At 37.3% G+C, this 13073-nt stretch carries 7 protein-coding genes and 1 pseudogene; 4 read left to right on the top strand and 4 right to left on the bottom strand.

Annotated elements, in window-relative coordinates:
• Positions 1 to 5 precede the first annotated feature (5 nt).
• The 3 genes from ACFIKX_RS01415 to lptF are packed head-to-tail and all read right to left on the bottom strand — an operon-like array spanning position 6 to position 4645.
• Positions 6 to 2366 carry an LPS-assembly protein LptD gene (locus ACFIKX_RS01415; protein ID WP_375629234.1) on the bottom strand — a complete coding sequence of 787 codons (2361 nt, stop codon included), beginning with the start codon at positions 2364 to 2366 and terminating at the stop codon, positions 6 to 8.
• On the bottom strand, positions 2367 to 3458 hold the full coding sequence (gene lptG, locus ACFIKX_RS01410) for an LPS export ABC transporter permease LptG (RefSeq protein ID WP_375629231.1): 1092 nt from the start codon (positions 3456 to 3458) through the stop codon (positions 2367 to 2369).
• On the bottom strand, positions 3455 to 4645 hold the full coding sequence (lptF, locus tag ACFIKX_RS01405) for an LPS export ABC transporter permease LptF (RefSeq protein ID WP_375629228.1): 1191 nt from the start codon (positions 4643 to 4645) through the stop codon (positions 3455 to 3457). The genes lptG and lptF overlap by 4 nt, the downstream gene beginning before the upstream one ends.
• 407 nt (positions 4646 to 5052) lie before the next feature.
• On the opposite strand from lptF, the gene ACFIKX_RS01400 reads away from it, so the two are divergent.
• From ACFIKX_RS01400 to ACFIKX_RS01390, 3 genes are read left to right on the top strand one after another with little or no spacing between them, the layout of a single operon-like run.
• Complete coding sequence (locus ACFIKX_RS01400) at positions 5053 to 5499, top strand: DNA polymerase III subunit chi (RefSeq protein ID WP_375629226.1); 447 nt, start codon at positions 5053 to 5055, stop codon at positions 5497 to 5499.
• On the top strand, positions 5499 to 5678 hold the full coding sequence (locus ACFIKX_RS01395) for a hypothetical protein (RefSeq protein WP_375629223.1): 180 nt from the start codon (positions 5499 to 5501) through the stop codon (positions 5676 to 5678). The genes ACFIKX_RS01400 and ACFIKX_RS01395 overlap by 1 nt, the downstream gene beginning before the upstream one ends.
• Positions 5668 to 5931, top strand: a complete 264-nt coding sequence (locus ACFIKX_RS01390) for a hypothetical protein (protein ID WP_375629333.1) — start codon at positions 5668 to 5670, stop codon at positions 5929 to 5931. Before ACFIKX_RS01395 ends, ACFIKX_RS01390 begins: the two co-directional genes overlap by 11 nt.
• Here ACFIKX_RS01390 and ACFIKX_RS01385 read toward each other — a convergent pair.
• Positions 5928 to 7217 carry an MFS transporter gene (locus ACFIKX_RS01385; RefSeq protein WP_375611247.1) on the bottom strand — a complete coding sequence of 430 codons (1290 nt, stop codon included), beginning with the start codon at positions 7215 to 7217 and terminating at the stop codon, positions 5928 to 5930. The genes ACFIKX_RS01390 and ACFIKX_RS01385 overlap by 4 nt on opposite strands.
• Before the next feature lie 572 nt (positions 7218 to 7789).
• Between ACFIKX_RS01385 and ACFIKX_RS01380 the strand changes: the two are divergent.
• A pseudogene (locus ACFIKX_RS01380) lies at positions 7790 to 13073 on the top strand (autotransporter outer membrane beta-barrel domain-containing protein); the annotation flags it as partial.

The raw sequence follows: 13073 nt of genomic DNA, 5'->3' as shown, positions 1-13073 counted from the left end.
ATAAATTAATCTATCTTTTTTCCGATATCTGCAATCGTACGCAATGAAAGAGAGAAATTAAAGTTTTGCAAGGGTGCTTTCCTGCCTGGATTCGTTACCTGTTGATAACCGAATGTTAACCCGAAACATTCATCCATATAACTCAAGCTAATTCCTCGCTTTATAAATGTACCAGATACTAAATCATAACCGGCGTTGCTATTAATGGACCAATAATCTGCTAATTTAAGTCCTGTTTGAAAAGAAATTTCTTGGCGCTCTTGAGAATATTCATAATCTGGTTGCTTTGCGATATAGGCATATTGTAGAGCCGCCCAAAAATTTTGCCATTTTTGTGATGCTTCGATTTCACTACGGCGGATTTTTCCTGTTTTTTTGTCAAAGCGTCCACGCGTTTCTAAGGAAAAACCACTTTTATGGGTTGTACCAAACATTGCAACATAGTCTGAACGTTTTGCCTCTAAGCTAGAATGAGTACCGACATTGATAAAGTCCTTTTCTGCAAAAGAATTCTTTCCTGCTAGATGGAAGGATTGTCCAATGAGACCATAAAGAGACCAATTATCATTAAGGCTTCCAGAATATCTTATACCTATATTGGCTCTTGTACCACCTTCTACACGATCATAACCAGAAAATTTGTCTCGTTGAAAGAGAGTGGTTGCATCAAAGACAAAGCTTTGAGCATCTTCATTAGGAATTTGTCCAATAGATTGTTCATTATTGCGTATAAAAATTTGTGCAGTTGGTTCTATAATATGTGTAGAATGATCAGCTGTAATGAGGAAGGGATAACGTAGTTCCAACCCTGCTGTTGCCATGCCACGAATTGCTGAACCATGAATTGCGGATAAGGCATTGTTTTCTATAGAATCTGTGTGATTTTCGCTTGCATTGGTTGTAATGATATCAGCTCGTAGAGAGAGAAGAGGGGTTAAGATGAGTCCGTTGTGCGTGTTGAAGCGCTTTTTCCACTGAAGCTCGTTTGTTAAACGCAAACTATTTCCAGCCATACCAGAAAGTTTTACTGTGTTGAGAGGGTTTCCGTTCTGGTCGGGTGAACTGAAGTCAGCATGGCGACGATAAACTGATTGCATATTACTATGGAAGGTAAGCTCTCCATTATAAATGGGTTCATCTGGTGTGAAAAAATAATCGATGCGTGGTAAGACCCACGCTTGTCGAGAGTGACGTTCATAATGAGGATCATTCAGTATTGAATCTTGAACTTTAAAATGATAAAAACGCATATCAAAATAATTTTTTCCTGCAAGACCATTCAAATAGATCTGAGAAAGTTGTGTAGGATTGTTATAGTTTTCAAGTTTATAGGCACGACTAAAATGCCGATCCGATTGTGCAAGAATATCCCATCCATAAGTCCAGTGTGAGTTAATACGAAAATCCCCCTTTGTCGCCAGCATATAACGGTTTTTATGTTGGGCATCAATCGTATCATTATCAAATCTATGCGGTTTCATTTGATATATATGAGCAAAGCGAATGTTATAACGGCCCGTTTTTAAACGCTGACGCCATTCCCCTTCGGTTAAAAGCCCTTGTTGGGTATAAACCGTAGAAGAAAGGGTAAAATCATAATGGGGGGCGAGATTCCAGAAATAAGAATTCTTTATCCCCATACCGAGATAATCAGTATAAAAAAAATGAGGAGTAAGCAGACCGCTAGCACGCCTGACAGTTGGATCATAGATCTCAAAATTTGGAAATTTTATAATCGGTACACCAAAAACTTCAAAACTGCTATTTTCAAACCGAATTTTTTTGACGCTATTATTCCATATGATCTTTCTTGCTTTAATTTTCCATAGGACGTCTCGATCTGGTTTATAAGAGCAAGGTTCACAGGCTGTATAGGTTGCATTTTCAAAGACTGTTATGTGATTGTGTTTGCGTGTAGCATTTTGGGCTGAAAAGTGAACATTGTTGGCTGTATCAATACGTAAGGCGTTTACAAAACCCTCGCCAAGATCTTTGGTCATATCAATTTGGTTGGAATAAATTTTATTACCATCCTTTTGAGTAATTTCAACGTTCCCTTGTGCTATAAGCCGTCCTGTTTTTTGATTGTAAATAATTTTTTGAGCGACAACTTTATTGCCATCATATTCGATTTGGACATTACCGTGTGCAGAAACAGTGTTTTCATCACGATTGTAGATGAGTTCATCCGCAGAGAGCAAAAGAGGAGGTTCCGGATTTTGAATGCGACTTTGAGAAGGAGATTGAAGGCTTTGAGCGTGCGCACAATAAGATAAAGCACCTCCTAAAATAACCCCCACAACACTTTTAAAAGCGAGAGCACTTAATTTTGTTAAAATAGTTTTTTTAAGTGTTAATGCTTTCACTTAGCCATCCTCTTTATGAAGTAAAAAAGAGATTCCTAAGAATAACGCAATAACAACGGGTGTCCAAGCTGCAATAATTGGTGGAATATATCCAGCATTACCGAAAGCTTGAACAAGTACGGAAATAACATAAAGCATAAACCCAGCTATTACGCCACCAAGAATCAACATTCTAGATTGCCCAAAACGTGTAAAATTTAAAGATACAGTTGCTGCAATGAGGGTCATTGCCACAAGCAATGCCGGTAATGCAATCAAAGATTGGAAATACATATCAAAATTATGAGCAGAATAGCCAAATGAACGTGCAATCATAATTTTTTTTGGCAATTGGTAAAATGGAATAGTTGCGGGATTCACTAAACGTTCCGTTAAAAATTCAGGTTTTAGATTGGTTTTTATTTGCAACACGGTAAATTTTTCAGGAGGATGCCCTATTTTATAGATTGTTCCATTTGTTAATAGCCAAAATCCATTAGTCAAGGTTGCTTTTGGGGCGTTAATCCAATTTTTGACGGTTGCGTTGTCATTGTATTGTACAAAGGTTGCATCGAGAAGAGAAAGTCCTTGATCGGTGATAGATTTGGCACCAATGGTTGTTCTGCCTAAATTTGTACGTTGTGTTAACCAGTGGATACTTGTATTGTGAAGAGGTGTTAGTACATTGTGATTGCGCCATTCAGTCATCTTTTTTTCTGCTTGAGAAAATCCCCATGCAGCAAGTGGATTAATGAGAAGAATTGAAAATAATCCCAAAAGAAAAGCTCCAAAACAAGCTGGCATAAGAAATTGCCATGCAGAAACACCGATTGAACGAGTCACTACAAGTTCAAGTTTTTTGTTGAGCGAGATAAGCGTTGCCATTGCAGAAAAGAGTGCAATGAAAGGGATAAGTTGTTGCATGATAAAAGGGATGCGTAAAGCAGAGAGGAAAAATGCATCTTTTGCTGTATAATGCGGAAGGGAAGATAGCCTACCGGAATTCTCTGTGAAATCGATTAAAAGAGCAAGAACAAAAATGCTTCCCCAGAAATAACAAGTTATTTTAAGATAACGTATAAAAAAATATCGTCCAAGTGTCCACCCAATCATGATATTTCATCCGAGGAATCTTGAGATTTTCGCTGTTCAAATTTGTTCATTATTTTTTGAAAAGCGATTTGAAGTATCTCATTAACTTTTGTGGGAAGCCCAATTTTATGATTCGTTAAAAGCATAAAAAAGACAAATGCACTTGTTCCTATAGGTATAATATAAAGGAGAGGAACGTATGCAAGATCGCTTTTTGCTTTTTCTGCGAAAAAATATCCTATCCAATACACCAGAAAAGAGAGGGCAATTGCCGAGAGATTTGCGGAATGACGAGCTTGTCGATGGGAGCGCACATCCCCTGCGGCTGCTAATGCAATAAGTGAAAAAACAATAGGGTAGAGCCATTGTGTTAATCTGCGGTGAAATTCAGCTTTATATTGGAGTGGTTTTCGTTGATAGTAGGGATCTTTTGGGTCAGGGTTTTGTAAATAAGAAAGAGACCGATCTTTTGGATAAAGAGTAGGTGTTTTATCACTGGGGATAAACTCTCCTAGGCTAAAAGTATATGAGCTAAATTGCACGATTGAAACACTGTTATTTTGATGATTGACTCTTTCTATTTCACCGTTATTGAGAACCAGAAAACTGCCGTTTTTATTGCTCACAATGGATGCGTCTGTTGCATAATAAAAAAGATCAGTCTTAGGATCACGCTGGTCGGCAATGAAAAGGCGTTCAAGTGTTCCATTTGGATTTCGTTCGCCAATTTCTATGTAAAGGTTATTGGCGAGTTTTTGGAAGCTCCCTTCACTAATGAATAGATTAATAAGATCAAAATGAGCGCTTGCTAGCATTTGTCGCATATGAAGACGCGCTTGAGGAACAACAAAATTAGCTATAGAAAAGGAGATACAGGATGCAACAATAGCAAGAAGAAGGATAGGTTTCCAAACAGTACTTTTAGGAAAACCAGAGGCATTGATGACAGCAAGTTCTGAGTCTTGATGCATTGCTGAGAGGATGGTTGTAATTGCGATAACTAATGCAAACGGAATGACAACAAAAATAACAGAAGGAACCAATGAGAGTGAAAATTGTAAGACTGTGAGGAGTGTTTGTTTACTTGTTGTGAGAAAGTTTATCCGTGCAAGAATTTGTATAGTCCAACTAACGCCCACTGCTGCAATCATGACAGAACTAAACAAAACAAGGACACGTTTCAGGATGTAGAACTCAATAATACGCATAAATTGGGGAAAATCCTCAGTTTTTAATTCGATAGCAAATATTCTTACTGCTTTCGGTTAAAATGTAATAAAGTTTGTAAAAATATCCTTTCATGAATTGGATATTTTTACCAAATAAATAATATAAAATTGCCTATGAGGTCCTCTTTAAATTTTCCGTACATTATATTTTATTTTCAACTATAGTCTACAAAGAATCTAGAAGAATCTAGAAAATAACTTAAAAAACTTTTTTATTAACGTTGAAGATAAAAATTTTTGTCTTTTAAAGACACGTGCAAAAAGATAATGCATCTCAATCAAAAAAGAGGGTTTATATCTTGAACCGTTTCCTTTGTATTAGGGATATAGAAGTTTTTTTAAAAAGATGTTAGCTTTTTTATAAAGAATGATGAAAGCTTAAGAGATTGGATATTTTATTCTATCATTTGACGCAGTCAACGCTGAAGGATATTTTGCCGACGCTTGTGGAGCGTGCATTGGCTCGTTTTGGTAAAGTAACAATACAGTGTGTGAGTAAAGAACAACGCGATTCTATAGATATACATTTATGGGTTTATACTGATGAATCATTTATTGGACATGGAACGGAGTGTGATCAATATCCAAACTTTCAGCCTGTATTTCTTACGACAGGACAAGAAAATCCGAATGATTCAAAGATTCGTTTTCTCATAGAGGGAGCTGTTTGTTCGGATATTGATGCTTATCAACGGCTTGTCGTGATATTTGATGGTAGAAGTGAAGAGCAGTTGAATCTCGTTCGTGCACAGTGGAAAAAATATAAAATGGAAAATCATAATTTAACGTATTGGCAACAGACTGAAGATCGTCGCTGGGAAAAACAGATTTAATGCGTCTTGTATCTATTGTTCTGATTTTTATAGGATTACTGGGAATAGTAAATCCTGCACTTTTTATTACGGAAGGCTCAGGGGGAGGGCGTTGGGTTTTTATTGTGATTTTTCTTTTAGGCATGTTAAATATATGGACTATAATTAAAAAAACGAAACGCCATAATGATGATCATTGATCGAATTTTGCTTGTTTTATGGGCTGTGATGTTGGCCTTCTTTTGCGTTTCATGGTTGGGGACAACGCATATCTTATCAGAAATGTTTGCTGTTTCTTATATAAGCAATATTGCAGATTTTTTATTTTTCTTTTTGAGTGCCTTGTTTGCAGGAATATTGTGGTGGAAAATACCTCAACCCCTATCTTTAAAAACGAAACTGGCAGCATTTTTGCCGCCAGTCCTTATTTTATTCTTCGTTATTATATTTTAGTTGGATATTTCATCATCTGTAAATCCGACGAAGCAAATCAGTGAAATAAAAGAAGCAAGAAGCAAATAATAACCGATATAAGATGTATCGAAATGTTGCACCAGATATTCTGCAATATAAGGCGCGAGAGATGCTCCTACAATAGCAGATAAATTGAAAGTAATAGAAGAACCGGTATATCGAATTGCTGTTGGGTATGGTGAAGCCAAAACAGCACCAAGAGGACTGTATATCATTCCCATGAGAGACAAACCGATAACAGACATTGCAAGGACTCCTATAACTCCAGAATTTAAGAAATAAGGAATTGCGAAAGAATAAATACCGGTGATGATTGTAATCCAAATCATCAAAGTTCTACGTCTAATACGGTCAGCGAGTCTTCCCGTGATGACAGTAAAAATCCCACAAAAAATAGCACCGACAATTTCGATTTGAAGAGCTTGATGAAATGGCAATTGCAAATGGTTTGTTGAATAGCTTAACAAATATGTAGTAACCAAGTAAAACAAAACAAAAGTTGCCATACCAGAAAATATTCCAAGAAATAGGATTCGTGGACATTTTAAAAAGACATCTATGATAGGAACTTTGACATGTTTTTTACTTTCAAGAGTTTTTTTGAATTGAACAGTTTCATTGATTGAAAGACGGACCCATAATCCTATAATCATAAAAACAACTGAAGCAATAAAAGGAATACGCCATCCCCAGGCTAAAAGTTCTTCACGATCAAGGAAATGCAGCAGACCCAAATAAACAGCAATAGATAAAAACAAACCTATTGAAACGCCTAATTGGGGGAACATTGCATACCAGCCGCGCTTTTCTGGAGGGGCATTTTCTGTTGCGAGCAAAACAGCTCCTCCCCATTCTCCTCCTAATCCAATTCCCTGTCCAATACGGCACAAGGTTAAGAGGAAAGGGGCAAACCACCCAGCTATTTCATAAGTAGGAAGAAAACCAATAATGACTGTTGAAAGACCCATTGTGAGAAGAGAAGCGATAAGTGTTGCTTTTCTTCCAATTTTATCTCCAAAATGTCCAAAAACAACTGATCCAAAAGGGCGGGCAAAAAAGGCTGCTCCAAATATTAGGAAAGATTGTAAAATGGCAATTTGATCATTTTGTGTTGGAAAAAACACATGAGGAAATATAAGAGCTGCGGCAGTGCCAAAGACATAAAAATCAAAGAATTCAATTGTTGGGCCAATAAGGCTTGCAAATAAAATCCGACGAGGGGAGTTTCTGTTGCTTGTAGCTTTCATTTCTGAGTTTATAGACATGAATAGAATGTCCCTTTCAGTATATGACAAATCAAATGACGAGTTAACTGACTATAACTATAGAAATTTCAAATCAGTGTCGAGTCAATATTATGACACTTCGTTATATATTAGAACAATGATTATGGGCTGATGAGTATGAATAAGTGCTCTATATATTATCCATATTGAATAAGATAAAGACACTGCTTTAAATGCTGTAGAAGATGGCAATAGGTGGCTATAAACGCAGCTCTCATTCACATTGCTGTGTCCTTTAAAGTTTAATGCCATTTTTATCTATTAAGGGATCAATCTTATTCGTAGATCAGTGTTTAGTGTCTCAAAATATTAAAAATATTTTTCATGGATGCAATTATAACACTTTTAAAGTGTATCTAAAACAAATTAAATCTTTTAGTTGTGCATGCATTTTAAAACACATGGTGTATATTTGATCTGTCAGAGCTTAATCCATCGAATGCTTTGCTATCTTAAAAGACATGAGGTTGAGCAATTACGTTGTGTTGTTTTGATCTATGCACTTTTTTCTAAATGGGAGAATTTAAATTTAAAATTATGGAGTGTAAATAATGCAACGCAAATTGAAATTAAGTTTTTGTGCGGTAATGGCCAGTGGTTTTTTTGTCAAGATTGCGAGTGCATATGGAGTAGCTACACCAAGAGAAAAGTTATTAACACCAGTAAGTATCAGTGAACACCTAGAAGAGACAAGAAAGTTGTTATCGGAAGTGAGGGGACTAAAAGAAAAAAAGGGGGGATCAAAAAAGATAGAGAATAAACAGACAGTAGAAGGAAGTGATCTTTCAGAAGAGGAAAGGAAGAGATTAGAAAAGCTATTCTTTGAAGTACTCACAAATTCAATAATAAGCGATGGTGCTACGATCTATATTACTAACCGTGACTCTGAAGGTTCTGAAATAAATAGCTTTAACTATAAAGATGCAGCTTATTCCATTAATAATACGGTTAGAGAAGGGGGAAAACTCTACATTGATGCAGCAAGTGTTAGCAGGGATACGACAATTGAGCATGGTGGGATTGAGTTTGTCCAAAACTTGAGCAGTTCGGAATATGCCGCTGTTAAAAAAGGGGGGAAACAAATTGTTGAGAGTGGTGCAAATGCAGAAGGGGCTCAAATCCATGGCGGTGAGCAGATTATTTTTGGTAAGGGGTTTCTTGGGGATGGTTTGTCGCGTAAAGATAAGGAAAGTAGTGCTTATGGCACTGAAATTCATGCTGCAGATGGAATGCTAGGAATACAAAGTGTCTATAGTGGGGGGATGGCTGTTGACACAAAGATTATGAAAGGTGGTGTCCAGAATCTTGATGGTAAAGAGAATTTTCATAACGGTTTCTCAGAAGATGCTGATACAGCCGATATAAAAGATGAAGATTTTACAATTAATGAGGGGGCTTTTGCACTGAGTACCGAACTTTTTAAAAATGGTATGCAGAATATCTTTGCAGGAGGGAATGCGAGCGAAGTTACTTTATACGATAGAGCTACTCAGAAGATATATGATTCTGGATACGTGGATAATCTAACCATTAATCATCAAGCACAATCATGGGTTTTTGCCGGTGCGATATTAGATAAGGATACAAATGTTAATGATTTTGGCAACCTCTATCTCTATGCTGGAAATGGTGAAGCTGTTACGGAAGTAGAAAATCTTAATTTAAATGGAGAAGATAGCAAACTATACATTATTGCTCCTGAAGATAACAGCAAAAAACCTCACGTTAATATCCAGAATTTAGCTGGAAGTGGCAGAGTTATTTTTACGTACTTAGGGACTAATAAGCATTACTCTAAGCTTAATATTGATGATCTTTCAGGTTCTTTACATTTTGATTTTAATGTCAACTTTGCCAAGCATCTTAGTGATTATCTTGTCATTAAAGAAAGTGGTTCAGGTTATCACACAATAAGTGTGGCTGATTCTGGGCGTGAAATTACAATCCCTTCCCACAAAAAGCTTAAATTAATTTCTGATCGCAGCGGAAATGCTCATTTTATTCTGGCAAACACTTTTGGTGAAAAAATCAAAGCTATTGATGCCGGAACCTATCGGTATAGTTTGAAACATAGAAACAATAAGGGGGCTGGTAAAATTTGGTATTTAGATGCGAATTATGCTCTTGATGAGACAAATACCTCTTTATTTTCTGATTTTAGCTTGCAACCATTTGCTATAGCTTCATTATCGAAGGATCTCACAGAACGCACAATTGAAAAGGGGATGATTGTTACGATTGCTGATCCTAGCTTTGATAGTAACGTTGAGAAAGTTGAAAGCACTGGAGAAACTTCGATTAGTAATACAGTTAAAGACGGTGGAAAGATCTCCGTTTATCACGGTGGTTTTAGCTTGTATACAACAATTCAAAGAGGCGGCACTGAGCTTGTTAGAACACAGGGTCTTTCACAGGATAGTACAGTTAAGAGAGAGGGAAAACAAAAGGTTAAAGATGGGGGAAAAGTTGAAGGGGCTAAAATTTACGGTGGTGAGCAGTTTGTTTCAGGAAAGTCTGATATCAAAGGGGAGATGGTAAGGAGTAGCGCTCATGACACTATCGTTTCTGGTGAGAATGGAGTGCGAGGATATCAGAATGTGTATGATGATGGAGAGGTTTTTAGCTCAAAGATCATGGAAGGAGGGGTACAAAATCTTTATGTGGAAGAAGATTTAGACCATTATAGCAGTTTTGCCTTTGATACGAAGGTCTTTTCTGGTGGACAGCAACATGTTTTAGCGGGAGGAATCGCGATTGGCGTTCTTTTAGAAGGGACTGCTTTTCAGGCAATAGATTTAGGAGGTTATGTAAAAGATTTAACCGTTAAGGATCAAGCACAATCGTGGTTACATGGTGGCGCAACATTGGAAGGAAAGACAACGGTTAATGATTCTGGACGGATTTATCTTTATGCTGGTGCAGAGCAATCTCGTACTGAAGTAGAAAAAATTGTCTTAAATGGCAGAGATACAAAATTGTACGCGATTGCCTCTAATATAGATGGTGAAAGTTCTTTGATTGAGAATCTGAGTGGGAATGGTCGTGTTATTTTTACTTCTACCGTGTTTGATCCACATTACTCTAAACTTGAGATCAATGATCTTTCAGGGAGTTTACATTTTAGGTTGCATACTAATTTTGCAGAACAGCGCGGTGATTATCTTCTGATCAAAAAAGGATCAGGTAATCACACCATAAGCGTTATCGATTCTGGTGTTGAAATTACCAATTCTCCTCTACAAGATCAGAATTTAGTTTTGGAGCTTGATTTAATTCATGTTCAAAGCGGAAATGCGCATTTTACTCTGACAGATTTTTCTGGTGAAGAGACGAGTACGATTGATGGTGGAGCCTACATGTATGGCTTAAAGACAAAAGATGATAATGGGGGAAAGACTTGGTCTTTGGCTACATCACAAATAACTTCTGCTCCTGTAATTCCTTCACCTCATGTGGAGTCGCCTATAGATAAGCTTCCTGAAAAAGAAGAAAATATGACATCGGCAAAAGATTTTAGTATCTCTGATGTAATTCATTACAGCATTGGGGAAGGAGGAGGAATTCTACAAAGCTCTTTGCTCGGTGATGATAACGTAGTTTATGTCTCTGATGATGGAGAGCAAGGTGTTCTTAAGAAGTCTATTAATAATACAATTCAGGGATCAGGAAGACTTTATGTTGAAGCTGGTGGTTTCAGTAAAAATACAACCATTGAAAATGGTGGTGTTGAGATTGTAGGGGAACAAGGGATTTCAGAATTTACGATTATTTACGAGGATGGAAAACAAAGAGTGGAGGGAGGAGGAACCGCATTGAGAGCTGAAATTTATGGTGGGGAGCAGCTTGTTTTCGGAGATGGTTATGTAAATGGTGGAATTGTGGGGAGCAGCGCTTATAACACGATACTGTATGGTCAAGGTGATACGCCAGGACAGCAGAATGTATATGATGATGGGATGGCTGTGGGAACAAAAGTGATGAGTGGAGGAATACAAACTCTTGCTAAATGGTTTCCTAATGATGATAACTTTGCAGAAAAAGCTGGCGGTTTAGCTGTAAATGCTGAAATCTTTTCAGAGGGTGTGCAGCGTGTTTTAGCAGGAGGTGAAGCAAATACAGTCATTTTACGCACTGGTGGTGTTCAAGAAGTCTATGCAGGTGGAATTGTAAAGAATCTAACGATTGAAGGTAATGCTAATTCATGGATTTCTCCTGGTGCAATATTAGGAGGAGAAATAAAAGTTCAGGATTTTGGTGGGCTCCATCTTGATGCTGGAGATAATGGTCAACAAACTATAGTAGAAAACATTGAATTAAACGGAGAAGACGCTCAATTATACTCCGTTGCTCGTGGGTTTGACGATAAAAGTACACGCATTCAGCAGTTAAGCGGTGTAGGAAAAGTCATTTTTACTTCTTCTGAAGATGATTTATATTACTCTCAGCTTTATATTGATAATCTAGCAGGGAGTCTACATTTTGACCTTAATGTTAGCCTTGCAGAAGGAAAAGGTGATTACCTCTTTATTGAGAATGGGAGTGGTTTTCATACAATAAGTGTCGTAGATTCTGGTATTGAAATTGTTGATCCTTCTTCAGCAGGACTTGATTTAATTTTTGATCAAAGTGGAGGAGCACATTTTACCCTGAGAAGCTTTTCTGGTGCAAATGTTAAAACTATTGATGGCGGAACCTATACGTATGGTTTAAAACAGAGAATTGATGAGGGTGGGGGCGAAAAAGTTTGGTATTTATCTGCAGTATTTATTGATAATGTTTCATTTCTCAACAGTTTACCACGTAGTAGAAGCAGATCTATGCGGCATTTAAATCAAAATCAATCAGCTTCTTCTCTTTCAACTATTGCAGCACCACAAGCGCGTATTATTAAATTGCCACGTCGAAGAAAAAACCGCCAAAACTTGAGTCAAAGATCTCCAGCTTTTGTATCTCCAACTGTTTCCTCTCTTGGAAGTCCCGTTATTGAAGTCTTAGGTTCAGGAAGTTTTCATCCTCTTTCTGATGAAAAACAACAAACTGCTGTTTCAACCTCTTCTCAATCTTTAGCCGATCAAATGATTGTGCGTCCAGTTCATAAAGAACAACCTTTTCTACAATTGAGTGAGAAACTTTCAGTTTTNTGTTACAGAGCATATAGATTTTAAACTGGATCAGACCGGTATCGTTTTGGGGATCAATGGTTTAAGCGAGTGGGAAAATGGAGAATTTTATATAGGTGGTTTTGGCAGTTATGATCGTGCCCGTGTTGCGCATGCACGGGGGGGCATCAGTGGTATCAATACTTATGGTATTGGCGCTTATGTCACTTATTTGGATCATAGTGGATGGTATCTCGATGGTATTTTAAAATACAATCATTATCAAAATACTCTAAAGGCAGTTTCAACGAATGGTTTAGGGATTGAAGGAAGTTATAGGCAATGGGCGCTGGGCGCCTCCTTTGAAGCAGGTTATCGACTTAAGACGTCAAAGAACAGTTGGTTGCAGCCTTATGGACAATTTACATGGTTGCAAGTTGAGGGTAAAGAAATCAAGTTATCGAATGACATGACAGGTGACATGCGTCCATTCACTTCATTACGCAGTGAGGTTGGTTTATCTTTAGGATATGAATTTGGTTTTCACATGGATTCCTCATCGCTTGCGTATATTATAGCAGCATGGTTGCGTGAGAATAAAGATGACAATCAAACGTTAATTAATCAACGGCATTCATTTACCACGGACTTATCAGGGAATGCAGGTAAATTAGGAATAGGTTTAAGCAGTTTAGTGAGTGAGAAGTTAAAGTTATATGGTGAGGCCCATTATATT

It is taken from the genome of Bartonella sp. CM86QHHN (assembly GCF_042194695.1).
GTDB lineage: Bacteria > Pseudomonadota > Alphaproteobacteria > Rhizobiales > Rhizobiaceae > Bartonella.
Note: the sequence above shows the minus strand (reverse complement) of the source record. Positions and strands in the feature narration are given on the sequence as shown.

Coding starts and splice junctions, on each gene's coding strand:
- lptG (WP_375629231.1), bottom strand. CDS start 3,458: ATGATTGGGTGGACACTTGGACGATATTTTTTTATACGTTATCTTAAA.
- ACFIKX_RS01385 (WP_375611247.1), bottom strand. CDS start 7,217: ATGTCTATAAACTCAGAAATGAAAGCTACAAGCAACAGAAACTCCCCT.
- lptF (WP_375629228.1), bottom strand. CDS start 4,645: ATGCGTATTATTGAGTTCTACATCCTGAAACGTGTCCTTGTTTTGTTT.
- ACFIKX_RS01390 (WP_375629333.1), top strand. CDS start 5,668: ATGATCATTGATCGAATTTTGCTTGTTTTATGGGCTGTGATGTTGGCC.
- ACFIKX_RS01395 (WP_375629223.1), top strand. CDS start 5,499: ATGCGTCTTGTATCTATTGTTCTGATTTTTATAGGATTACTGGGAATA.